Raw genomic sequence first — 22,867 nt, forward strand, 5'->3', positions numbered from 1 at the left:
AGAGCTTTATCTTTCTATTTACTCATGCAAGTAAATACAAACATAATTAATTCAAGAAATAATCTCATCTGATGGCGTCCCCTAGGGGATTCGAACCCCTGTTACCGCCGTGAAAGGGCGATGTCCTAGGCCTCTAGACGAAGGGGACTTAATTATTTCTTCATAAACAAACAATCTGTGTGAACACTTACGAGCGCTTCGTAAGGAGGTGATCCAACCGCAGGTTCCCCTACGGTTACCTTGTTACGACTTCACCCCAGTCATGAATCACACCGTGGTAAACGCCCTCCCGAAGGTTAAGCTATCTACTTCTGGTGCAACCCACTCCCATGGTGTGACGGGCGGTGTGTACAAGGCCCGGGAACGTATTCACCGTGACATTCTGATTCACGATTACTAGCGATTCCGACTTCATGGAGTCGAGTTGCAGACTCCAATCCGGACTTAGACGTACTTTCTGAGGTCCGCTTGCTCTCGCGAGGTCGCCTCCCTTTGTATACGCCATTGTAGCACGTGTGTAGCCCTGGTCGTAAGGGCCATGATGACTTGACGTCGTCCCCACCTTCCTCCGCTTTATCAACGGCAGTCTCCTTTGAGTTCCCGACCTAATCGATGGCAACAAAGGATAAGGGTTGCGCTCGTTGCGGGACTTAACCCAACATTTCACAACACGAGCTGACGACAGCCATGCAGCACCTGTCTCACAGTTCCCGAAGGCACTCCAGCATCTCTGCCAGATTCTGTGGATGTCAAGACCAGGTAAGGTTCTTCGCGTTGCATCGAATTAAACCACATGCTCCACCGCTTGTGCGGGCCCCCGTCAATTCATTTGAGTTTTAACCTTGCGGCCGTACTCCCCAGGCGGTCGATTTATCGCGTTAGCTTCGGAGCCCATCACTCAGGGCAACAAACTCCAAATCGACATCGTTTACAGCGTGGACTACCAGGGTATCTAATCCTGTTTGCTCCCCACGCTTTCGCATCTCAGCGTCAGTATCTGTCCAGAAGGCCGCCTTCGCCACCGGTATTCCTCCACATCTCTACGCATTTCACCGCTACACGTGGAATTCTACCTTCCTCTACAATACTCCAGATAACCAGTTTTAAGTGCAATTCCCAGGTTGAGCCCGGGGCTTTCACACCTAACTTAATTATCCGCCTACATGCCCTTTACGCCCAGTCATTCCGATTAACGCTCGCACCCTCCGTATTACCGCGGCTGCTGGCACGGAGTTAGCCGGTGCTTCTTCTGTAGCTAACGTCAACTGCATGCACTTTTCATACACACAACTTCCTCACTACCGAAAGTACTTTACAACCCGAAGGCCTTCTTCATACACGCGGCATGGCTGCATCAGGGTTTCCCCCATTGTGCAATATTCCCCACTGCTGCCTCCCGTAGGAGTCTGGACCGTGTCTCAGTTCCAGTGTGGCTGGTCATCCTCTCAGACCAGCTAGAGATCGTCGCCTTGGTGAGCCTTTACCCCACCAACTAGCTAATCCCATATGGGTTCATCAAATGGCGCACGTCCTTTCGGAACCGTACTTTGGTCTCTCAACTTTATGCGGTATTAGCAGTCGTTTCCAACTGTTGTCCCCCTCCATTTGGCAGATCCCCATACTTTACTCACCCGTCCGCCACTCGTCATCAAGTGCAAGCACTCATGTTACCGTTCGACTTGCATGTGTTAAGCCTGCCGCCAGCGTTCAATCTGAGCCATGATCAAACTCTTCAATTTAAAGTTTGATGCTCAATAACTGTTTCTGACATATTCAAATGAATCTTCAGTGTCACTTATCAAGACTTAATTTTTTGAGTCCGTAGACTTTTAATTTTTCGTCTCGCAAGTGCCCACACAGATTGTCTGTTTCTTCTTTTTAAAGAGCTGACAGTATTTTTTTCGCTTTCGCTTTTACTGTCTCAAGGGCTGCGTATACTACGCTACACCTTTTTATTCGTCAAGATCTTTTTTCAAAATTTTTGATCCTGCTCACTAACCTCTTTTACCGCCTGCTTTCGCTGACGCCGTGTCAGTGGATGCGCATTATAGAGCCTTAAAAAAATCATGCAAGCGTTTATTGCAATTTTATTTCTGTTTGTGTTTTTTTTACCCATGCCGTATTGAAAACAAACTGATCCTATACAAATTTTACAAACTTTCTTTATTATTATTTATTATGTCAGTTATGATATGTTTGCTTTAGGCTAACTTATTAAGATGGATTTTTCATATGCCTTTTACTTTCGCACACCCAGCAATTGTTTTACCTTTTAATAAAAAGCCTCAATTTTTTTCAATGACAGCCTTAATTATAGGTAGCATGTCCCCTGACTTTGAATATTTTCTTAGAATGAAAATAAAAAGTGATATGAGCCATACTTTATTTGGTATTGTTTATTTTGATCTGCCAATAACATTAATGGTTGCTTTTATCTTTCATTCCATCATTCGTAATGAACTAATCAAAAATTTGCCTCATTTCCTTTTTAAACGATTTGCTCATTATCTTACTTTTAATTGGAATCAGTATTGCTTGCATCATTGGTTTATTGTTTTGACATCAGCAGTAATGGGCATATTGTCTCATATTGGTTGGGATAGTTTTACTCACTTAACTGGTTTTGTAGTTAAACACATCCCTTTTTTACAACAGTCAATTTCCCTAAACAATATTGATATTCCTATCTACCAATTACTACAGCATGGCAGTACTTTGGTCGGAATGAGTTTAATATGCCTCTTTATTCTTAGATTACCGATCATGACTGATAAAAGGAATACGGTTAGTGTTCTATATTGGGGTTTGGTTATGATGATCGTTATAAGTGGTTTCTCTCTTTTTTTCGCTAATACTATCCATACTTTTGGTCAAAATGTGGTGAACTTTATTGATGCACTATTTTTAGGATTAATATTAGCACCACTTGTATTGAGAATTATACGGCGTTTATTTTAAACACCGTAATAGAATAGTATTGTTTTAGAATGTTAAGATTCTGCTTTTATTTTATTAGGTAAATCCGCCAAACTATCGATTACCCAATCGGCTTGAGCAACGACTTCTTCAGTGATTGGGTCGCCCGTTTTCACTAAAACGGTTTTTTTGACCCCAGCCCTTTTACCTGATAATAGATCTGAAAGTTTATCGCCCACCATATAGGAATTAGCAATATCAATGCCTAACTCTTTCGCTGCGGTTTGAATCATACCTGGGCTTGGTTTTCGGCATTCACAATGATCGACTAGTGGATCATGCGGACAATAATAGATACCATCTAAGTCAACACCTCTGTCTTGTAACGACCAATCCATCCATTCAGTTAAAGTATGAAATTGCTCTTCAGAAAATTTGTTTCTGGCAATTCCAGATTGATTGGTGGTAATAACTAATAAGAAACCCATTTTTTTGAGCTCTTGCATTGCCTCAATAACTCCGTCAATAAAGTGGAATTTATCAATTGTATGCACATAGTTATAATCGATGTTTATTGTACCATCACGATCTAAAAAAATAGCAGGCTTCATATTTACTCATTTTCCTTTTATTTAGGTATTTATCCTAATTTGCATAATATATTATTGATTGACTTAGATGTCTAGACGTCTTAATATTCAACTATTCGCATTTTGCTTTTATATATTATGATACAATTACAACATATTTCGAAAACTTTTGAACATAATAATACGTTAATCCACGCATTAAAGGATATTACTATTAATGTACCCAAAGGTAAAATTTATGGGGTTATCGGTAAATCAGGCGCTGGAAAAAGTACATTGATTCGCTGTGTCAATCTGTTAGAAAAGCCGACAAGTGGTAAAATTTTTTTAGATAATCAAGAGATAACTAATCTATCTAATCGACAATTAATTCCTGTTCGTCGAAAAATCAGCATGATTTTTCAACATTTTAATCTTCTCTCATCACGTACCGTATTTGATAATATTGCTTTTCCTCTTGAACTTAATCGGACACCCAAAGCTAAGATTAAGCAAAAAGTCGATGAACTAATCGCATTAGTTGGTTTGACTGAAAAAGCAAATGTCTATCCAGCCAATTTATCTGGTGGACAAAAGCAACGTGTTGCTATCGCACGAGCCTTGGCAAGTGACCCTAAAGTATTATTGTGTGATGAAGCAACCAGTGCCCTTGATCCAGAAACAACGCGTTCGATTTTAACTTTATTAAAAGAAATCAACCAGAAACTTGAATTAACAATCTTATTAATTACCCATGAAATGGATGTCGTTAAACAGATTTGCGATCAAGTTGCCGTTATTAGCAATGGAGAGTTAATTGAACAATCATCAGTAGGTGAAATGTTTTCCCATGCTAAAACCGATATTGCCCGTCAATTTATTCAATCTACTTTACATTTAAACATTCCTGATGACTATTTAACTAAGCTATCAAAAAAGTATAGAGAAGGACTTAATCCCCTAGTACGCCTAGAGTTTTCAGGTGTTTCGGTTGATTTACCGCTGTTATCGCAAATTGCTCAACAATTCAATATCGAAAGCAATATTATTAGCGCTCAGATGGATTACGCCGGTGGCGTTAAATTTGGTTTAATGCTAGCGGAAATGAAGGGCGAGACGAAAAGTATTGAATCCGCAATTGAATTTTTAGAAAAAAATAACACCAACGTAGAGGTGCTTGGTTATGTTTAGTTTTATTCCTTCTTTTAAACCTTTCGAAACCTTATTTCGATATTTAGCACACTACAATTTTTGGGGTGATTTTGTCGCTTTTTGCTCTTCTTTTAATGGTTTTAATGAAGCCATGTTATTTAAAATGGCACAAGCAACGGATGAAACACTTTATATGGTTATCTTATCTGGATTTTGGGGAACCGTTATTGGATTACCGATTGGTATACTTCTTTATACCACTCGTAAAGGACAAATTTTAGATTGTTATATCGCTAATAGTGTTATTTCATTTATAACGAATATATTTCGTTCAATACCTTTTATTATATTGATTGTTTGGATTATTCCTTTTACAACTTTCTTAATGGGAACGTTTATTGGTAAACAAGCTGCTGTTGTGCCACTAAGTATAGGTGTTTCACCATTAATCGCTCGCATGATTGAAAATGCATTATTAGATGTTCCAAAAGGTTTGATTGAAGCAGCTCGCTCAATGGGTGCAACGCCATTTCAAATCATTTATAAAGTATTATTACCTGAATCCTTACCGGTCATTGTTAATAGTATGACAATTACTTTAATTACGCTAACGGGTTATATTGCCATGGCAGGCGCTGTTGGTGCAGGTGGTCTTGGTCAATTGGCAATTCAATATGGTTACAATGGATACAAGCCTGCTATAATGAATACAGTTTTAGTTATCTTAATCATTATTGTATTTATTATTCAGTTTATAGGAAATGCCATTGTAAAACGCGTAACTCATCATTAATTTTGGAGAAAATTATGTCAATTAAACAGCTAGCATTAATTACCACCTTAGTCAGTGCCTTTTTTGTAACGGGTTGTGATAATAGTAAACAAACAGTATCGGAAAATAACAATTCAAATCAATCAGATAATATGACGACACTTAAAGTCGGTGTTATTTCAGGGCCCGAACAAGAAGTAGCCGAAGTGGTAAAACAACAAGCTAAGGATCTTTATCATTTAGATGTTGAGTTGGTTATTTTCAATGATTATGTCACCCCTAATCAAGCATTAAATGATGGATTAATTGACGTTAATGCATTCCAACATAAACCTTATTTAGATGAGCAAATGAAAGAGCGTGGTTACAAATTAGCTGTTGTCGGTAATTCATTTGTTTACCCAATTGCAAGTTATTCTCATAAACTTAAACCAATCGACAATGCTACGCCAACGGGTGAAGGCGTGAAAGTGACATCTCCGCGTGGCGAAACTTTCTTTATTCCAGCTAACTCAACCATTGCGATTCCAAATGATCCAACTAATTTAGGTCGTGCACTATTGTTATTACAACATGAAGGATTAATTACCGTTGATAAATCAAAAGGTTTATTACCGACAGTTTTAGATATCACCAGTAATCCTAATAATTATAAAATTGTTGAGCTTGAAGCGCCTATGTTGCCACGCTCTTTAGACGATGCACAAGTTGACCTTGCTATTATCAATAATGCATTTGCCGGACAAGCAAATTTAACGCCAAGTAAAGATGGCATTTTTGTTGAAGATAAAGAATCCCCTTACGTTAATATTATCGTTGCCCGTGAAGCTGATAAAGATAACGAGAATATCAAAAATTTTGTGAAAGCTTACCAAACTGATGCTGTAGCGCAAAAGGCAGATCAAATTTTTAATGGTGGTGCTATTCGTGGTTGGTAATAACTTACCAAAAACATTAATAAATCAAAATTCCGCCGATTTAAGGTCGGCGGAAACAATTAAAGACAAAATAGATAGAGTTATTGAGTGAGATACTGCAGACCATACATTAACTTAGTAGAGCATAGTTAAGATCATGACCTGGCATATAGACCCCATTGGTATTATACATTCCCCTTATAGCGAAAAATTTGCTGTACCCAGACAACCGAATTTAGTTCCTGCTGGACATGGAGAACTTCATTTATTGGCACCTTATAACGATCCTAATAGTGTTAAAGGATTAGAACAGTTTTCACATTTATGGTTGCTATTTCAATTCCACCATATAGATCAGAACAAGTGGCGCTTAACCGTTCGTCCTCCTCGTTTAGGTGGAAATAAAACGTTAGGCGTATTTGCAACTCGTTCCCCATTTAGACCCAATCATATCGGGCTTTCGGCAGTAGAATTAAAAGACATAGTCATTAAAAATAAACAAGTTATTTTAAAATTAGGAAGTTTAGATTTAGTTGATGGCACACCTATAATCGATATAAAACCCTATCTACCTTATTGTGATAGTTATCCAGATGCCACTGCTGGCTATGCACAAACGTCTCCAGAAAAAAAATTAACAGTTGAATTTTCTTCTCAAGCATTAGAATCCATCTCTTTACATCAACAAAGTTATCCTCAATTGAAAGAGTTAATTACCCAAGTTATAGCTCAAGATCCTAGACCAGCCTATAAGCATCATAATACTGAAAAACAGACATATGGTATATGCTTGTATAATTTTAATATTCAATGGCAAATAGCCCAGCAACATGTAGTAGTTCAAGATATTTGTATCAATTCTGACCTAAAATCCGTTACCTAATATTTTATTTGAGAATTTTCCTACATATAAGAAATGTAATAGAGCTCAGAACGCTGTGCACTTTTAGCTATCGATATATTAATAAATAAGAAAATTGAATTTAAAATTTAATAAAGGAGAGGGTCAACTATTAAATAGCTGACCGTTTTTACTTTAATAACATCATTTATATCAAAAAGAAATGATTAATTAGTGGTAATTGACGTGTTGCTTGTTTCTCATTTTTGCAATATCAATTTCATCAAAGATATAATGCTTACCGCAATAGTCACATAGGATATCAATCTTACCGCCATCCTCTTTGAGAATTTCATTAATTTCATTTTGCGGTATTGTTACTAGACTATCTTCAAAACGTTGCCGAGAACAACCACATTTAAATGTAACATTCTCAGTTTCAAACAGTCGAACTTGTTCTTGATTATAAAGGCGATATAAAATTTCATCACTGGTTAGTTTAAATAATTCATCGCTCGTGATTGTTTCGGTTAAAGCGCATAGATGATCAAAAGAATCTTCAGTATTTTCATTAGCTGGTAACACTTGCAATAATATGCCGGCAGCCATTGGTTTATTATTGTAAACACCTGTTTTAACAAATAATCTAGTTGGCAACTGTTCAGACTGCATAAAGTAATTTTCAATACATCCTATTAGCGTCTCTTTTTCAAGTCCGACAATACCTTGATAGCGTTCTCCATTCTTGGGCGTAATGGTAATTACAATATAGCCATTACCCACCATATCTTTCAGTGACGCATTATCAGCAATGTCACCATTAACCCGAGCTACCCCACGTAATTGTTGATGATGATTGCCATTAACAACCGCTAAACGCAGAGGACCATCACCTTGTAATTGAACCGCAATATCGCCTTCAAATTTTAAGGTTGCGGTTAATAAACTCGTCGCAACCAGTAACTCACCCAATAAATTTTGTACTGCTACAGGATAATTATGGTTATCTAAAATTGCTTGGTAAGTTTGTTCTAAACGAGTTATTTCACCACGAACAGGGTGATTATCAAAGATAAATCGATTTAAAGTATCCATATCAATTTTTGTCGCCTTGTTGTCTATCATATTTAAATTTTATTAAATTACGCCGCTCTTTTTTATCCGGCTTTCTATCAGGATGTGGCATGGTTAATGCATTAAGCTTACGTGCTTCGGCAATTTTTTCACGTTTATCTAAGCTTTCTGGTGTTTCTTGATAAAGTAATTGAGCTTCTTGCGCAGGTCTCCGCTGCTCATTAATTGCAAGAATTTTAATTGTTTTTTGATCTGAACCTTGCCGAAGGGTCAATATTGCACCAACTTCAACTATCTTACTAGGTTTAGTTCGTTGACCATTATAGTGAACTTTTCCCCCTTCGACCATTTCACGAGCGAGTGAACGCGTTTTATAAAACCGTGCAGCCCACAACCATTTATCTAATCTTACTGGAACCATATTTTTCATTTTTTGTTTATCACTAATTCAGTTTTATAAGACAAAAAAAGCATTTCAAACATTTTTAATATATAAGGTCCACTTTATAAAAATCAATTGTCAGGTTTAATGCCAAAATTAGTATTATTGAAAATTATTGCACCTATTAAACTAAATGGTGCAAACTTCCCATATAATTCAGCAGTATAATTAGTCACTTCAGGAACGTCTTTTACTAATTTTAAGTCCGTTAATAATTGACTTGAGATATTAGATGCCTTAAGTACAAAAGATGAAAACTCTGTTTGGGTAGAATTAAGATTTGCTTTTATTTCAAGCACACCATTGCTAACCAGACCATTGAAGTTAAATGAATTATGATTATCTGAATCATAATCTATAACCAAATCGGGATGATTAATTTCCACACTATTGACTGAACCTCTTTCAGCCATAAAACTGAGTTTTCCAGATTCTAAGCCTAAATTTTTACCTTTTACTATTGTAATATTTGAGCCCGTTCCCTCGCAATTTGTAAATGTAAATGGATAATTTGGATCAACATTTAATATCATACTAGGAAGAACAGATAATTTTCCAATTTCAATTCTGCTAAATATTTCTGGTAAATTAAAATGTTCAAACGGTTTAGGTAATTGATAAATTACACCCGCCAGAGTTAGCTGATCTAACTTTAAAACATCATTATGCCAACTTCCTTTAAAGTTAATATTTCCTTTATTCCAAGTTGCTATTGCTTTTTGAATTTCAATATTATTTTCATCAAGTTTTAATTGAAGTAGTACTGAAGAAAATAAATTATCATACCAAACAACATTGTCTGCACTAAACGTTACAGCACTTTGGTCAAAATATCCTTCTTTATTAAAATGAATATTTTTCGCCTCTAAATTCCCCTTTTCTACTAAAAGAGAAGGAAGTTGTAAACTACTTTCAAATATCGATAATTGGTGAACAGTAAAAGTGGGCAAATATGTTGCATAGGCTTCCCAAAAATTATTTATGTGAGATTCATAATGGATATTATTTAATTTTAATTGCTCAATATCCCAACTTTTATCTGCAAGTATTTTTAATTTACTTATGAAAAATCCATTTTCAATATTTCCACCTAAATTTGTTATGGTCGTTACACCATCTCGATGAAAACCTTCAATAACAACCGAATTAATATCGAATTCATTAAATTGGAATTTGTTTAAAGTAAATTCAAATTGATATTTTTCGGTGTTTGAAAGGGAAAATGGCTTGATTCCACCATTTGCTTGTTGAAATTTGATTTTATCCGCGCCATCGTTAACAGAAACCGTAGCAGTTGAATTAATGAATTTTAAGAAATTTGCCGAAAAATTATAATTTTCAAGTTTAGTTTCATTCAATGTTCCATCAATAACAGTAATATAATTAAAATGGTTTAATTGCCACAAATCATTTTTGTCTAATCCGATGACTAATTTAGGAATATTAGCTATCTGTTGCTGACCATCGCTGATGACAACATCATCCAAGACAACTTCATAAACATTTGAAAAAGAATGGTGAACATGACCAATTGAGATAGTATAGGAACTTAATTTTGATAATTGCTCACTTATTATTTTTGCCCCAAAAGCCGTCTGTACTAAAAAATATGTTAGTAAAATCAAAGACCAAACAATGAACAAAAACATGATTATGTAAAATCGTATTCGTCGCATAAATAAATTAAATTGTTATAATAAGCCGTTCACAATGATACTACGATAAACGATTTTAGATGAAATAGCATCTTATTTTGATATAAATGATTTGTCGTTACATGAGTTTTGCAGTTAATATATAAATATTGATAATTGAAACGTTAAAATACCAAATGGAATCGATCACTCTGCCTTTATTTAAAGTAAGATGAGGGATTGTTTTTATTTAATATAAATAAAGCGGGAGAAACACAAATGAAACAAATCCCAATGACAGTAAAGGGAGCTGAATTATTACGTGCTGAACTTGAAGAGCTAAAAAATGTTAAAAGACCTCAAATTACAGCAGCAATAGCCGAAGCAAGAGCACACGGTGATTTAAAAGAAAATGCAGAGTATCATGCAGCAAGAGAACAACAAGGTTTTTGTGAAGGACGTATTCAAGAAATTGAAGGAAAGTTATCACAAGCACAAATTATAGACATTACCAAAGTCAAAAACACTGGCAGAATTATTTTTGGTGCTACCGTCACTGTTATCAATGTGGATACTGATGAAGAAACCACTTATCGAATTGTGGGTGATGATGAAGCTGACTATCGACAAAATCTCATTTCGGTTAATTCCCCTATTGCCAGAGGATTAATTGGTAAAGAAGATGGTGACACAGTACAAATCAAAACGCCTGGTGGCGATGTAGAGTTTGATATTGTTAAAGTAGAATATATTTAAAAAGTTAATTCTGCATTGTCATTTGCTACAGATAAACAGGGCGAATACCCTGTTTATTAATCGTATTATTTAGGTAACGTGATTTTCTTCTCTTCACTTGGTCTAAAAATAGTAAAAATAGAACCAACTTGTTGTACTGCAAGGGCATGCGTTTCACGTATAATTGCCTCGCAAATAAGTTTTTTCGTCTCTCTATCTTCAGCAGACACCTTAATCTTGATTAACTCATGAAAGTTTAACGCATTTTCAATCTCTGCAAGCACACCTTCAGTAAACCCATTTGCACCGATCATAACAATCGGTTTTAAATGATGAGCTTCACCTTTTAAATACTGTTTTTGTTTATTTGATAAATTCATTATTTTTTTATCACATTAAGTTGCAATTTTGTTATTCTACCCTTATATATATTTGTAATCAATTGAAGAGAACTCTTTACTATAAGGATTTATTCCCTGTGAGTAACAAAAAACGCTCAGCAAGCTCGACTCGTTGGCTTAATGAACATTTTAATGATCGCTTTGTGCAACAAGCACAAAAAAAAGGTTTACGATCGCGAGCATGGTTCAAATTAGAAGAAATTCAAAAAAGTGACAAATTATTTAAACCTGGAATAACCGTTGTTGATCTAGGCGCAGCGCCTGGTGGATGGTCACAATATGTGGCGTCTGTTATTGGTAGCAAAGGACGAATTATCGCTTGCGATTTATTACCGATGGATCCGATTGTCGGTGTTGATTTCCTACAAGGTGATTTCCGAGACGAAGCTGTGCTTAAGGCTCTACTTGACCGTGTTGGTGAAGAAAAAGTACAAGTCGTCATGTCAGATATGGCTCCGAATATGAGTGGTCAACCTGCTGTTGATATTCCCAGAGCAATGTATTTAGTTGAACTTGCCTTAGATATGTGTCGAGATGTCCTTGCCCCAAACGGCAATTTTATTGTCAAAGTATTTCAAGGTGAAGGATTTGAAGATTATTTAAAACAAGTAAGAACGATGTTTAAAACTGTTAAGATTCGTAAACCTGAAGCGTCGAGATCACGATCGAGAGAAGTTTATATCGTTGCAATGGGTATGAAGTAGCCAGTAGCACAATTTTGTAGTAACATTACTTCCTAATTTTAGTCGTAACTGTTAATTTTTATGAGAGGTTTTTCTTTTGAACGACATGGTAAAGAATTTACTGATCTGGGGAATTATTGCTGTAGTATTGATAGCTGTATTTAATCAATTCAGCTCAGTATCAAATAGCGGTCCTCAAGTCAATTATACTCAATTTAATTCCGATATCACCAGTGGTAAAATCCAAGAAGTGCATATTAATGGGCGCGAAATTATTGCCACAACAAAAGGTAATAGTAATTATGTGACTTACATTCCCTATTTTGATGAAAAATTAATGGATGACTTAGTCTTAAATAAAGTTGCCGTTTATGGTAGCCCTGATGAAAAACCAAGTTTGTTAGCAAGTATTTTAATCTCTTGGTTCCCCATTATTTTATTAATCGGATTTTGGATCTTTGTCATGCGTCAAATGCAAGGCGGTGGTAAAGGTGGGCCAATGTCGGTGGGTAAAAGTAAAGCTCGGATGTTAGCACCAGATCAAGTAAAAACCAAATTTACCGATGTCGCAGGCAGTGAAGAAGCCAAGCAAGAAGTAACAGAAGTGGTCGATTTTTTACGTGATCCAGGGAAATACCAAAAATTAGGTGGACGTATACCAAAAGGTATTTTGATGGTTGGGCCACCGGGTACTGGTAAAACATTGTTAGCTAGAGCCATTGCCGGTGAAGCCAATGTGCCTTTCTTTAGTATTTCAGGTTCCGACTTTGTTGAAATGTTCGTTGGTGTGGGCGCATCACGGGTACGTGATCTCTTTGAACAAGCCCGTAAACATTCACCTTGTATTATCTTTATTGATGAAATTGATGCTGTTGGTCGCAAACGTGGAGCGGGTTCAATGGGCGGTCATGACGAACGCGAACAAACCCTAAACCAAATGTTAGTTGAAATGGATGGTTTTGAAGCTAACAGTGGTATTATTATGATTGCAGCAACAAACCGTGCTGATATTCTCGATCCTGCATTACTTCGTCCAGGTCGTTTTGACCGTCAAGTTCAAATTGATTTACCTGACTTAAAAAGTCGTGAGCAAATTCTGGCAGTACATGTACGTAAAGTGCCTTTAGGGTCTGATGTTAATCTAGCAGTGCTAGCCCGCGGAACACCAAATTATTCGGGTGCTCAATTAGCTAATTTAGTTAACGAAGCAGCGCTATTTGCCGCTCGCCGTAATAAACGTTTAGTCACGATGGATGAGTTTGAAGAAGCCAAAGATAAAATCGATATGGGTACTCAACGTCGTTCATTATCCATGACAAAAGAGCAATTAACCAATACGGCTTATCATGAAGCGGGACACGCAATTGTGGGTTATTTAATGCCAGATCATGATCCGCTCCATAAAGTCACGATTATTCCTCGTGGAGGGGCGTTAGGTGTCGCCTTCTTCTTACCGGAAGGTGATCAAATTAGTCAAACTCGTACTCAGTTAGAATCAAAAATTTCAACAGCTTATGCAGGACGAATTGCCGAAGGCTTAATTTATGGCGAAGATAAAATTACCTCTGGTGCTTCAAGTGATATACGATACGCTTCAAATGTAGCCAGAGCAATGGTGACACAATGGGGCTTCTCAGATCGTTTACCACCTGCATTGTTTGAATATGAAGAGTCTTCTTATGGAGTCATGAAGAAAATATCTGATGGTACAGCTAAAATTATTGATGAAGAAGTTAATGCAATCCTTCAACGAAACTATCAACGAGCTAAAACAACATTAACTGAAAATATTGATATTCTTCATGCAATGAAAGATGCTTTACTCAAATATGAAACAATTGATAAAAAACAGATTGATGAACTGATGAATCGCCAGCCAGTCACGCCACCAGAGGGTTGGACAGCCAGTGATGAAAAAGCAGCACAAGAAGTACCAAATGAAGGTCGTGATACACCACCTGAATCGGATAATTAATCTGTTTTAATTTCTATAACGCGCTACGGCGCGTTTTTTATCGGATAATTTAGATAAATCTAAAATACAAACAGGTAACAAGCTTAAATGATTTTGCTATTGTTTTTAGCTTATAACTAAGTTTAACGATAGCAAAATTGAGTAGCAGATGACTTAAATAAGGCATAATCATGGAAATTCGTTTCAACAATCAAATTATGGATCTCTCTTTTCCTCAAGTAATGGGTATCGTAAACATGACGCCGGATTCGTTTTCTGATGGCGGTAATTATAACAATCTTGATGATGCCATGCGTCGAGTTGATAATATGATACAAGCAGGCGCAACATTTATTGATATAGGCGGCGAATCAACACGCCCTGGTGCAGCCATTGTATCAGTTGAAGAAGAGCTAGATAGAGTGGTGCCTTTAGTTGAAAAAGTGGCTCGCTATTTTGATGTTTGGATTTCTGTTGATACCTCTAAACCCCAAGTTATGACAGAGTCAGCAAAAGCAGGAGCCCACTTAATTAATGATATACGAGCATTAACAGAGTCTGGTGCAGTCGAAGCCGCAGCCCAAACAGGATTACCAGTTTGCATTATGCATATGCAAGGCGATCCTCAAACTATGCAAAATGCACCACATTATCAGCAAGACATCTATCAAGAAGTCGATCAATTTTTTGCCCAACATATCAATCGTTGCATCAATGCAGGGATTGAGCGAGAAAAAATTATTCTTGACCCGGGTTTTGGCTTTGGTAAAACATTAGCACACAATTATCGATTACTAGCAACACTTGAAAAATTTCATCACTTTCATTTACCGCTATTAGTTGGTATGTCGCGAAAATCGATGATTGGACAAGTATTAAATGTTCCGCCTAAAGAACGTATGTTAGGTAGTGTTTCTTGTGCAGTAATTGCAGCGATGAAAGGTGCACAGATTATTCGAGTTCATGATGTAAAAGAAACCTTTGATGCACTGCGAATTGTGCAAGCCACTTTAGCTGAACAGGAATAAACGGGATTTAACTTCAACAAAATGAGCTGTTATTTTGTTAAAAAGGGAATTTTTAGACAAATAAGATAAAAATCCCTTTTTGTTTTATTCTTAAGAATTTTCAACTTTTGGTATTACTGTTTCTAATAATCATTAAACAATAACAACACTTAAAAACATCACTAATCCAACATAATTATTATTTTGAAAAGCTTTGAAGCATCGAGTTCTATCACGATCGTTTATTAACCATTGTTGATAAAGAAACAGTAACGACATGATCGATATTCCACTATAGTAAATAAAAGACAGATGATGACTCAAACCAATAATTATCAAGCAAATCACCGTTATTATCTGTAAAATGCCAATTATCAATTTATCATAATGCCCAAACAAAACAGCCGTTGATTTAATGCCAATTTTGATATCATCATTGCGATCAACCATGGCATATTCCGTATCATAAGCAACTGTCCAACAAATATTTGCCAAACACAATAACCAACAGGTTAACGGGAACTGTTCAATTGTGGCCGCATAGACCATTGGAATGCTCCAACTAAATGCAATCCCTAATACTATTTGCGGAAAGTAGGTATAACGCTTCATAAACGGGTAAATCATTGCAGTTAACAATGCACAGCCAGCAATCATCCACGACAAAGTATTTAAAAAGAATAATAAACAAGCAGCCATTAACAACAATATCAATAATGTCCATAAAGCATTCTTTGCGGTTAATACGCCTTGCGCTAACGGACGGTGTTGGGTTCGCTCCACATGCGCATCAAAATGGCGATCGGCATAATCATTTACCACACACCCTGCCGCTCGCATCACAACAACACCCAGTACAAAGATAACAACAAGTTCAACGGGCGGATGAGGATTTGCAAGCCAAATTGCCGTTATAGTTGGCCAAAGCAATAGCAAGATTCCAATTGGTTTATCTAACCGCATAAGTTGTAAATAAGCTAACATATCTGATTTCTATCTTATATAACAATGGGTAAATTATACCTTTTCCTTCAAAAACTGTAACGCTCTCAATAACTGAGCCAATTTAATTGCTACTATTAATAAACACGCTCATTGAAGCATCTCTAAATATTGTTCTGCAATAACGGCAAGAGCAGCATAAAATGGACTAATTTGATTATGTTTTAATTGGTTTAAATAGTAAGTAGACCACGTAAATAAATGTTCATTTAATAATTGTTTTGCTGTTTGTGGCTGATTTTTTTCTAGCAGTAATGCAAATGCCATTAACATTAATCCAAACTGATCTTCAGGCTCATTCATACCAGTAGACAGCATTAACCCTTGTTGCTGTAAAAATTCACGATAACGTTCTTGTGATTCCCCCATTAATAACTTTTCTTGATCCAAATAGACCGATCCCCAAGGTGGGGCAAGCATTTCACCTTGTCCTTCAAATAACAGTGAAAATTGATAATCAAGATCTTGATGGGATAATTCTGCCGCCAATCTTTGACATTGCTGACAAATTAATTTGGGATTTTGCCAATTAGCAAGCTGATCGATATGGAGTAAAGCCTCAATCAACGGTTTGACGGTTTCACTTCGAGGAGAATAGTAAAAAAATGCCCCAATGATTTTTGCTAAGGTGGCGGTAGTTAGATTATCCAATCTTATCTCTCTTATTCATTATAAAATGACTTAATTTGCTATGAGTTATTAGCTTCAATGATTATAGCGGTATTGTCCATAAATTATAAAATGCAATGCGTCCACAAACCTCCCCCAAAAAAGTACAAGCAAAGGCTGTAGTACAAAGTATCGTCATATGTTTTGTTCGCCAACAACTAAAAATAATCAACATTAGCGCCACGATTAATAAAATACACTCGATTATCATCCAACTCAATTGCGCATTAGCCAGCGCCGGACTGATTGAAGTCATTAAATTAAAATAAGGTACTTTTGACAGCACAATTAATAAAACGCCAATAATAAAAGCACCTATTCCTAATCGATATAGCCCAACCCTAGCACTAGCAATACCACCTAATGCCAGCATCGTTAGATACATTTGAATCGGTGTATAAACAGTATCCCACGTTTTCACTGTGGGTAATCTATACGTTAAAACAATCGTCCAAACAAACACTAAACTTAGTATCATCAACACGATCGCTAATAGTTGATTTATATAAGGGATGCGATTTATCTTTAAACAAAGCGGCTTAATAATATCAAGTTTTTCACTATTGGGATTAAGAGCAAAATAATTGAGTAACAAGGATACAAGCGGAACTCCAAACAATACACTAAAGGTAAAAATTTCATTACTCATTGGCGAACGACCGATACCCAAAATCACATTGAAGGCACGCATAGGATGCCCCAAATGGAATGAGGCAATAAGCATACCAAGAGCCATAAAAAGCAGTGCTAACCCATTAATTTTTTGTCTAATAACTTGTTTAGCTTGTGAATGATTGATGAAACAAGACAAGCTACTCAGCAATACCATTCCCGCAGATAATTGCCCCAATACCGTAAAAAAAACGAGTGGTAATTCATGCATATTAAACCTCCTCTGGATTGAGCACTTTACCCAATGTATCACCCGAACTTTTAGCTTGTGCATGGGGTTTAATCACAATATTGGGTTTAGTTAGCTCGGCATTAGGCAAAGGAGCAATATTACGTTCATTACCATAACGTTCACGTAATTTGCCTATCTCGTCAAAATCTAAAGCATGTTGCGGACAAGATTCGACACACACGGGCTTTAATCCTTCGGCGACACGTTCATAACAGCCATCGCATTTTGACATGACACGCTTTTGATGATCATACTGTGGTGCACCATAAGGACAACGCATTTCACAATACCGACACCCGATACACACATCTTGATTGACAACCACTAAGCCATCTTGCTTGCGTTTGTGCATTGCCCCCGTAGGGCAGCCTTGTACGCAAGTCGGCTCATCACAATGGTTACAGGCGATCGACAAATAATAAGTAAATGTATCATTCTGCCAAATTCCAGCTACTTGCTGCCATGTGCCACCACCATATTCATAGACTCGGCGAAAATGCACCCCAAGGGCATTATCTTTCTCGTCTTTACAGCTGACTTGGCAGGTTTTACATCCGGTACATTTGGAAGAATCAATAAAGAATCCATATTGCATTTTCATCATCTCCCTGTGACTTATGATGCCGAAGACATACTGGATATTGGTTTGATATCAACCAAATTGGTATGTTGTGAATTTGATTTTGCCAATACCGAAGGACGCAATGAAGTTAATCGATTGACGCACCCCCCAATATCGATACCCGCTGCATTGGTTTTTGCCCACAACCCTTGTGGAATGGCAATCACTCCGGGTAATATACGTGGCGTTACTTTTGCAGGAATATATAACCGACCGCGATCGTTAAAAACTTCGACTAATTGACCATGCTTTATGTGTCTCTGCTGAGCATCAATAGGATTGATCCACAGACTACTGGCAACAGCCTCACGCAATTGAGGGAGATTGCTATAAGACGAGTGGCAATGTCCTTTAATATGAAATCCAATTAACTGTAATGGGTATTTTTCTTGTTTCAGCTTATCTTCGCTTCCTTCAATTGCGGGTAAATAAGCTGGGATAGGATAAAGTTTATCATCCTGCTCAAATTCCCATTCACGCGCAATTTTCGCTAAGGCTTCAGAATAAATTTCAATTTTGCCCGATGGGGTATTTAACGGATGATTAACGGGATCATCGCGAAATGCCTTTAAAGCAATGTGATTATCACTATCGGCTAATTTACGATCAATAACTCCCATACCGTCTGTTTCGGCAAAAGACGGTAAATCAGGATTTTGTTTGCGCATTCTTTCATAACTATACGCTATCCACTCCTCTTGTGTTCGTCCTTCCGTAAATTTATCTTTAACGCCCATTTTTTCAGACAATTCGGTTAGCACATCATAAGCCGGACGATTTTCCCAAAGTGGCTTAATGGCTTGTTGCATACGAATCACATAGTGATAAGCGCCCGATGCATAGGAATTATTGATTAAATCATGACTTTCCACTGACGACACATCAGGTAATAACAAATCGGCATACCTTGCTGAAGCGGTCATATGCGTATCCCAAACCAAGATAAATTCGCATTTTGATTCATCTTGTAAAATCTGATGGGTTCGATTGAGATCGGCATGCTGATTACCAATTACATTACTGGCATAGCTCCAGATAAACTTGATACCAACATCCAATTTATCTTTACCCAGTATATAAGCATTTTTAGCTGTCATGTTCTGCGGTTCTTCAATCGCTTTTGTCCATAAAAAAAATGGAATACTGGTTTTAATCGGATTTAACAGATTCAGACCAGGAACCGGATAAGTCACGCTTCCGCCCCAAGTTCCGATATTAGTACCTTGTTTACCAAACTGACCCGTGATAATTGGCAGTATCATAATTGCACGGGTAGTATGCTCACCATTTTGCCAACGCTGAGCCCCCCAACCTTGAGAAATCCATGCTGCTTTAGCATTGACAATATCTAATGCAAGCTGACGAATTTGTTTAGCTGGAATACCGGTCTTTTTAGCTGCCCATTCAGGGGTTTTAGGCGTTCTGTCATCACCTAATCCAAGAATATAAGATTTAAAATCACTAAAAGGCGGTGCACTGTCGGGTAATGAGTCAGCATTCCAGCCTACACAATATTGATTGAGCATTGCATCATCAATTCTATCTTCTTCTAGTAAAGCATAACCGATTGCAGCAACTAAAGCGGCATCCGTTCCAGGAATTATTGGAATCCACTCAGCATTGTAACCCACAACACTTTCACTACGCCTTGGATCAATAATAATCACCCTTGCTTTACTTTGTGATAATGCATTGAATAGCTCGGTCACCTGCCCCCCACCCGACATTCGAGTTTCAGCAATATTTTGTCCAAACATTACCACTAGATCAGAGTGTTTAATTTGGTCTATTAACGACTCTTTTGCATTGCCATAAATATAAGGTTGGATAGCAGTTATTTGACCACTTGAATAATCACCATGATAATTAAGATAACCACCAATCGTACTCAAGAATCGCTTACAAGCACTACGCCCAGAAATATTTGCACCTGTAGTACCTGTACCATATTGATAATAAATAGACTCGTTGCCATATTGATTAATGGTATACTTGAGTTTATTTGCCAATAAAGCGATTGCTTCATTCCATGAAATACGTTTGAATTTACCTTCACCACGCTTACCCACTCGTACCATAGGATATTTTAAACGCTCAGGATCGTAAGTTCGCCAACGTACCGCTCTTCCTCGCAAGCAAGGACGAATTTGATGCAGACCAAAGACAGGATCATTAATGCCGTCTTCCGAAGAAATTTTAGTAATAATATCATTCTTCACATGGACTTTTAGAGGACAGCGACTACCACAGTTAACTAAACAAGCACTATAGACGATTTTTTCCTCATTATCCGAACTGGCAAGACTATCATTGTCATTAACGTTAGGTTCTGCGTACACAAATGGGGATTGAATGGTATTGGCTAATGCCGCAACGCTCCCAATTGCTAACGATTTTTGTAAAAAATCTCGTCGGGTTATCTTATTATCTGACTTGCTCATTTTGTTCCCTTATGTCTATTTGGGATTTATTTATCATAATACTTTAGATGGGCTGATAAAATAGAAAACGGCATAAACCGTCTTTTAACTATCAATAAATAAAGGTAATAACAATTATTCTCAATAAATACTTGGTAAAAATACTGAATTTGCTTTTCATTATAAATTTAATTTCATGCATCTTAAAGAAAGATTGGTATAATAAGGTCATTTATTCGAATAAATAGAAAAACTATGTCACAATCTACTTATAACGCTGTTGATATTGAAGTCTTAAAAGGGCTCGATCCTGTTCGTCATCGTCCAGGTATGTATACCGACACGGCTCGCCCAAATCATTTAGGGCAAGAGGTTATCGATAATAGTGTCGATGAAGCAATAGCCGGTCACGCTCGTCAAGTTAAAGTCACGCTTTATGAAGATAATTCATTAGAAGTTATTGATGATGGGCGAGGTATGCCTGTTGATATTCATCCCGAAGAGGGGGTACCGGCTATTGAATTATTACTTTGCCGTTTACACGCTGGCGGTAAATTTTCTAATAAAAATTATCAATTCTCTGGTGGACTTCATGGTGTGGGTATCTCAGTTGTTAATGCGCTATCTAAACGGGTAGAAGTGACCGTTAACCGAGATGGTCAAGTATACCAAATTGCGTTTGAAAATGGCGAAAAAGTCGAAGATCTTCATGTAACTGGTACGTGTGGACGTCGTAACACGGGCACAAAAGTTCACTTTTGGCCAGACGAAAAATATTTTGATTCACCAAGATTTTCAGTACCCCGTTTATCTCATCTACTCAAAGCAAAAGCGGTACTTTGTCCTGGTCTTGAAATTATCTTTAAAGATAAAATTAATAACACCGAACAACGCTGGTGTTATCAAGATGGCTTAAAAGATTACTTAATGGAATCCGTCAGTGGTTACTCACTACTACCGGAAGAGCCATTTACCGGCAGCCATACCGGTGATACAGAAGCCGTTGAATGGGCACTCTTGTGGATGCCGGAAGGTGGCGAACTGTTAACAGAAAGCTATGTTAACTTAATTCCTACAGTGCAAGGGGGTACCCATGTCAATGGTTTACGCCAAGGACTGCTTGATGCAATGCGTGAATTTTGTGAATTTCGTAATTTATTACCACGTGGCATAAAATTGACGGCTGATGATATTTGGGAACGCTGTGCTTATGTGTTATCTGTAAAAATGCAAGAGCCACAATTTGCAGGACAAACCAAAGAGCGCTTATCATCCAGACAAAGTGCTGCATTTGTATCTGCCATTGTTAAAGACGCTTTTAGTTTGTGGTTAAATCAGCATGTACAAACCGCTGAATTACTAGCGGAAATGGTGATTTCCAGTGCACAACGACGACTAAGAGCTTCAAAAAAAGTTATTCGTAAAAAATTAACTAGCGGTCCAGCATTACCGGGCAAGCTTGCGGACTGTTCATCACAAGACTTAAGCCGAACTGAACTCTTTTTAGTGGAAGGCGATTCCGCAGGTGGCTCAGCTAAACAGGCTCGAGATCGGGAATATCAAGCGATAATGCCATTAAAAGGTAAAATTCTAAACACTTGGGAAGTCTCATCGGATGAAGTCCTTGGTTCTCAAGAAATCCACGATATTTCGGTCGCGATTGGTATTGATCCTGATAGTGATGATTTAAGCCAATTACGATATGGTAAAATCTGTATTTTAGCCGATGCCGATTCTGACGGTTTACATATTGCCACCCTACTTTGTGCGCTATTTGTTCGTCACTTTCGTGCAATGGTCGAACACGGACATGTTTTTGTTGCTATGCCACCATTATATCGTATCGATCTTGGTAAAGAAGTCCATTACGCCTTAGATGAAGAAGAGAAAGAAGGAATTTTAGATCAGCTTAAACGGAAAAAAGGCAAACCGAATGTACAACGTTTTAAAGGTCTCGGTGAAATGAATCCACTGCAACTGCGTGAAACAACGATGGACCCAAATACTCGCCGTTTAGTACAGTTATCATTAGATAATTCAGAAGAAACAATGGCGTTAATGGATATGTTACTTGCTAAAAAACGTTCAGAAGATCGCCGTGAATGGTTGCAAGAAAAAGGTGACCAAGTCCAACTTGATGTCTAACATAAAGA

20 protein-coding genes, 1 tRNA gene and 1 rRNA gene are annotated in these 22,867 nt (G+C 37.3%); 10 read left to right on the top strand and 12 right to left on the bottom strand.

The genetic code is table 11. The features are described 5' to 3' along the window. Positions 1-72: 72 nt before the first annotated feature. Positions 73-148: transfer RNA gene (locus tag GYM75_RS11380), tRNA-Glu, on the bottom strand. Positions 149-201: 53 nt separating this feature from the next. Continuing rightward, a 16S ribosomal RNA gene (locus GYM75_RS11385) occupies positions 202-1,739 on the bottom strand. Positions 1,740-2,232: 493 nt separating this feature from the next. Between GYM75_RS11385 and GYM75_RS11390 the strand changes: the two genes are divergently transcribed. Beyond that, the gene (locus tag GYM75_RS11390; RefSeq protein WP_220216045.1) at positions 2,233-2,958 is read left to right on the top strand and encodes a DUF4184 family protein; all 726 of its coding nucleotides are present in this window, start codon (positions 2,233-2,235) and stop codon (positions 2,956-2,958) included. Between the two features lie 32 nt (positions 2,959-2,990). Here GYM75_RS11390 and gmhB read toward each other — a convergent pair whose 3' ends face one another. Then, positions 2,991-3,527, bottom strand: coding sequence for a D-glycero-beta-D-manno-heptose 1,7-bisphosphate 7-phosphatase (gmhB, locus tag GYM75_RS11395; RefSeq protein WP_220216046.1), 537 nt, complete (start codon positions 3,525-3,527; stop codon positions 2,991-2,993). Between the two features lie 117 nt (positions 3,528-3,644). Here gmhB and metN point away from each other — a divergent pair, with 117 nt between their 5' ends. From metN to tsaA, 4 genes are all read left to right on the top strand, one after another. Beyond that, positions 3,645-4,676, top strand: a complete 1,032-nt coding sequence (gene metN / locus GYM75_RS11400; protein WP_220216047.1) for a methionine ABC transporter ATP-binding protein MetN — start codon at positions 3,645-3,647, stop codon at positions 4,674-4,676. A 112-nt stretch (positions 4,677-4,788) separates the two neighbouring features. After that, positions 4,789-5,430 carry a methionine ABC transporter permease gene (locus GYM75_RS11405; RefSeq protein ID WP_370632183.1) on the top strand — a complete coding sequence of 214 codons (642 nt, stop codon included), beginning with the start codon at positions 4,789-4,791 and terminating at the stop codon, positions 5,428-5,430. Positions 5,431-5,444: 14 nt separating this feature from the next. Beyond that, positions 5,445-6,347 (top strand): methionine ABC transporter substrate-binding lipoprotein MetQ, encoded by a 903-nt coding sequence (gene metQ / locus GYM75_RS11410; RefSeq protein WP_220216049.1) that lies wholly within the window; start codon positions 5,445-5,447, stop codon positions 6,345-6,347. 133 nt (positions 6,348-6,480) lie between these two features. Then, positions 6,481-7,209 carry a tRNA (N6-threonylcarbamoyladenosine(37)-N6)-methyltransferase TrmO gene (gene tsaA, locus GYM75_RS11415; protein ID WP_370632184.1) on the top strand — a complete coding sequence of 243 codons (729 nt, stop codon included), beginning with the start codon at positions 6,481-6,483 and terminating at the stop codon, positions 7,207-7,209. A gap of 189 nt (positions 7,210-7,398) precedes the next feature. On the opposite strand, the gene hslO is transcribed toward tsaA, so the two are convergent. The 3 genes from hslO to GYM75_RS11430 all read right to left on the bottom strand — a co-directional run bounded on the left by hslO (position 7,399) and on the right by GYM75_RS11430 (position 10,332). Next, entirely contained in the window at positions 7,399-8,262 is an 864-nt protein-coding gene (hslO, locus tag GYM75_RS11420) for an Hsp33 family molecular chaperone HslO (protein WP_220216051.1), read from the bottom strand. A 1-nt stretch (position 8,263) separates the two neighbouring features. Continuing rightward, entirely contained in the window at positions 8,264-8,671 is a 408-nt protein-coding gene (gene hslR, locus GYM75_RS11425) for a ribosome-associated heat shock protein Hsp15 (protein ID WP_220216052.1), read from the bottom strand. Between the two features lie 83 nt (positions 8,672-8,754). Further along, positions 8,755-10,332: an AsmA family protein gene (locus GYM75_RS11430; RefSeq protein ID WP_220216053.1), complete on the bottom strand. Its 1,578-nt coding sequence runs from the start codon at positions 10,330-10,332 to the stop codon at positions 8,755-8,757. Positions 10,333-10,596: 264 nt separating this feature from the next. On the opposite strand from GYM75_RS11430, the gene greA reads away from it, so the two are divergent. Beyond that, a complete protein-coding gene (gene greA / locus GYM75_RS11435; protein WP_065559646.1) occupies positions 10,597-11,073 on the top strand; it encodes a transcription elongation factor GreA in 477 nt (158 codons plus the stop codon). Positions 11,074-11,138: 65 nt separating this feature from the next. Here greA and yhbY read toward each other — a convergent pair whose 3' ends face one another. Next, positions 11,139-11,432: a ribosome assembly RNA-binding protein YhbY gene (gene yhbY / locus GYM75_RS11440; protein WP_065559637.1), complete on the bottom strand. Its 294-nt coding sequence runs from the start codon at positions 11,430-11,432 to the stop codon at positions 11,139-11,141. 98 nt (positions 11,433-11,530) lie between these two features. Here yhbY and rlmE point away from each other — a divergent pair, with 98 nt between their 5' ends. The 3 genes from rlmE to folP all read left to right on the top strand — a co-directional run bounded on the left by rlmE (position 11,531) and on the right by folP (position 15,118). Continuing rightward, positions 11,531-12,157, top strand: a complete 627-nt coding sequence (rlmE, locus tag GYM75_RS11445; protein ID WP_220216054.1) for a 23S rRNA (uridine(2552)-2'-O)-methyltransferase RlmE — start codon at positions 11,531-11,533, stop codon at positions 12,155-12,157. 85 nt (positions 12,158-12,242) lie between these two features. Further along, positions 12,243-14,111, top strand: a complete 1,869-nt coding sequence (gene ftsH, locus GYM75_RS11450; RefSeq protein ID WP_255556894.1) for an ATP-dependent zinc metalloprotease FtsH — start codon at positions 12,243-12,245, stop codon at positions 14,109-14,111. A gap of 170 nt (positions 14,112-14,281) precedes the next feature. Continuing rightward, complete coding sequence (gene folP / locus GYM75_RS11455; protein ID WP_220216056.1) at positions 14,282-15,118, top strand: dihydropteroate synthase; 837 nt, start codon at positions 14,282-14,284, stop codon at positions 15,116-15,118. A 132-nt stretch (positions 15,119-15,250) separates the two neighbouring features. On the opposite strand, the gene ubiA is transcribed toward folP, so the two are convergent. The 5 genes from ubiA to GYM75_RS11480 form a co-directional block, all read right to left on the bottom strand. After that, a complete protein-coding gene (gene ubiA / locus GYM75_RS11460; protein ID WP_220216057.1) occupies positions 15,251-16,081 on the bottom strand; it encodes a 4-hydroxybenzoate octaprenyltransferase in 831 nt (276 codons plus the stop codon). A 108-nt stretch (positions 16,082-16,189) separates the two neighbouring features. Further along, the gene (locus GYM75_RS11465) at positions 16,190-16,750 is read right to left on the bottom strand and encodes a molecular chaperone (protein WP_220216058.1); all 561 of its coding nucleotides are present in this window, start codon (positions 16,748-16,750) and stop codon (positions 16,190-16,192) included. Positions 16,751-16,811: 61 nt separating this feature from the next. Continuing rightward, positions 16,812-17,651 carry a DmsC/YnfH family molybdoenzyme membrane anchor subunit gene (locus tag GYM75_RS11470; protein ID WP_220216059.1) on the bottom strand — a complete coding sequence of 280 codons (840 nt, stop codon included), beginning with the start codon at positions 17,649-17,651 and terminating at the stop codon, positions 16,812-16,814. Between the two features lies 1 nt (position 17,652). Beyond that, positions 17,653-18,273: a DMSO/selenate family reductase complex B subunit gene (locus tag GYM75_RS11475; RefSeq protein ID WP_267360597.1), complete on the bottom strand. Its 621-nt coding sequence runs from the start codon at positions 18,271-18,273 to the stop codon at positions 17,653-17,655. 14 nt (positions 18,274-18,287) lie between these two features. Then, positions 18,288-20,735 (bottom strand): DMSO/selenate family reductase complex A subunit, encoded by a 2,448-nt coding sequence (locus GYM75_RS11480; protein WP_220216061.1) that lies wholly within the window; start codon positions 20,733-20,735, stop codon positions 18,288-18,290. Between the two features lie 234 nt (positions 20,736-20,969). On the opposite strand from GYM75_RS11480, the gene parE reads away from it, so the two are divergent. Beyond that, a complete protein-coding gene (gene parE / locus GYM75_RS11485; protein ID WP_065559628.1) occupies positions 20,970-22,859 on the top strand; it encodes a DNA topoisomerase IV subunit B in 1,890 nt (629 codons plus the stop codon). Positions 22,860-22,867 lie beyond the last annotated feature (8 nt).

This window comes from Gilliamella sp. ESL0441, assembly GCF_019469185.1.
In the GTDB taxonomy this organism is placed as follows: domain Bacteria; phylum Pseudomonadota; class Gammaproteobacteria; order Enterobacterales; family Orbaceae; genus Gilliamella.

What these genes read in the sequence shown, in the direction of transcription:
- metQ (WP_220216049.1), top strand. Translation starts at nt 5,445, where the DNA reads ATGTCAATTAAACAGCTAGCATTAATTACCACCTTAGTCAGTGCCTTT.
- metN (WP_220216047.1), top strand. Translation starts at nt 3,645, where the DNA reads ATGATACAATTACAACATATTTCGAAAACTTTTGAACATAATAATACG.
- GYM75_RS11430 (WP_220216053.1), bottom strand. Translation starts at nt 10,332, where the DNA reads ATGTTTTTGTTCATTGTTTGGTCTTTGATTTTACTAACATATTTTTTA.
- parE (WP_065559628.1), top strand. Translation starts at nt 20,970, where the DNA reads ATGTCACAATCTACTTATAACGCTGTTGATATTGAAGTCTTAAAAGGG.
- ftsH (WP_255556894.1), top strand. Translation starts at nt 12,243, where the DNA reads ATGGTAAAGAATTTACTGATCTGGGGAATTATTGCTGTAGTATTGATA.
- GYM75_RS11405 (WP_370632183.1), top strand. Translation starts at nt 4,789, where the DNA reads ATGTTATTTAAAATGGCACAAGCAACGGATGAAACACTTTATATGGTT.
- GYM75_RS11480 (WP_220216061.1), bottom strand. Translation starts at nt 20,735, where the DNA reads ATGAGCAAGTCAGATAATAAGATAACCCGACGAGATTTTTTACAAAAA.
- hslR (WP_220216052.1), bottom strand. Translation starts at nt 8,671, where the DNA reads ATGAAAAATATGGTTCCAGTAAGATTAGATAAATGGTTGTGGGCTGCA.
- GYM75_RS11470 (WP_220216059.1), bottom strand. Translation starts at nt 17,651, where the DNA reads ATGCATGAATTACCACTCGTTTTTTTTACGGTATTGGGGCAATTATCT.
- folP (WP_220216056.1), top strand. Translation starts at nt 14,282, where the DNA reads ATGGAAATTCGTTTCAACAATCAAATTATGGATCTCTCTTTTCCTCAA.
- gmhB (WP_220216046.1), bottom strand. Translation starts at nt 3,527, where the DNA reads ATGAAGCCTGCTATTTTTTTAGATCGTGATGGTACAATAAACATCGAT.
- GYM75_RS11390 (WP_220216045.1), top strand. Translation starts at nt 2,233, where the DNA reads ATGCCTTTTACTTTCGCACACCCAGCAATTGTTTTACCTTTTAATAAA.
- yhbY (WP_065559637.1), bottom strand. Translation starts at nt 11,432, where the DNA reads ATGAATTTATCAAATAAACAAAAACAGTATTTAAAAGGTGAAGCTCAT.
- GYM75_RS11475 (WP_267360597.1), bottom strand. Translation starts at nt 18,273, where the DNA reads ATGAAAATGCAATATGGATTCTTTATTGATTCTTCCAAATGTACCGGA.
- hslO (WP_220216051.1), bottom strand. Translation starts at nt 8,262, where the DNA reads ATGGATACTTTAAATCGATTTATCTTTGATAATCACCCTGTTCGTGGT.
- ubiA (WP_220216057.1), bottom strand. Translation starts at nt 16,081, where the DNA reads ATGTTAGCTTATTTACAACTTATGCGGTTAGATAAACCAATTGGAATC.
- greA (WP_065559646.1), top strand. Translation starts at nt 10,597, where the DNA reads ATGAAACAAATCCCAATGACAGTAAAGGGAGCTGAATTATTACGTGCT.